The 747-nt window shown below is 38.6% G+C and carries 1 protein-coding gene; it reads right to left on the bottom strand.

Translation table 11 applies throughout. From position 1 onward, the window contains the following. A partial coding sequence (locus R7E78_RS26315) for an ABC transporter permease (RefSeq protein WP_318058633.1) occupies positions 1 to 448 on the bottom strand: 448 nt, incomplete at its 3' end. Positions 449 to 747: the final 299 nt, after the last annotated feature.

Raw genomic sequence — 747 nt, 5'->3', positions numbered from 1 at the left:
AGTTTTGTAGCGCGATGATATTACTGCTCAGACTATTGCCTAACAGCATGCCTGACAATGGGATCATATATTGTGCATTGTAAAGCGGAGTAGGACGCACCAAGCCAGCGGTGATCGCAATTAGTAGTGGAAACAAGCCACATACAAGCCCAGTTAGAAGTGGCAGCATGAGCGGCTTTTTCGGTAAACGTGCTTTCCCTGCAATGGAGCTTGCTCCTACGACGAGCATAATCGCAAGCCAAAGTAAGTTGATGATTACGCTGTTTAATTGAAAGAGATCTTCAAGATAAACCCCGATCAGAACGAGCTGTAAAGTCATACGCACAACGCTGACTGATGCATCTTCCGCGATGCCTAATCTATAGCGTGCATTGATCGCAAATGGCACTAACAGAATCAAACTGAAAGCCGCTAATTTTGCCCAACTAATGTCCACCACACTGTTCATAATCACTCCTTGAAATTGCCGTTTAGAATTGTAACCAACCCCATTCTCTATATGAATCTCAATGGGTAACTTTTGCTTTTTTCATGGTGGAAATTGCGAGAGGTTTTATAAAATATTTTTTATCATTTTGTTTACAACTCATTATCTTTCTCAGGAATTTGAGTAATTTTTCGGCACGAATTTTACCGCTCAAATGTAATTTATGTTTTGTAAATGTTGTAAGTTTAACAAGGTTTTAAAAGACTTATTTTTTCATATCTGTTCATGTTTTTTAATAAATAATATCAATCCCACACAAC

The sequence above is a fragment of the Vibrio sp. YT-19(2023) genome, assembly GCF_033337395.1.
Note: the sequence above shows the minus strand (reverse complement) of the source record. Positions and strands in the feature narration are given on the sequence as shown.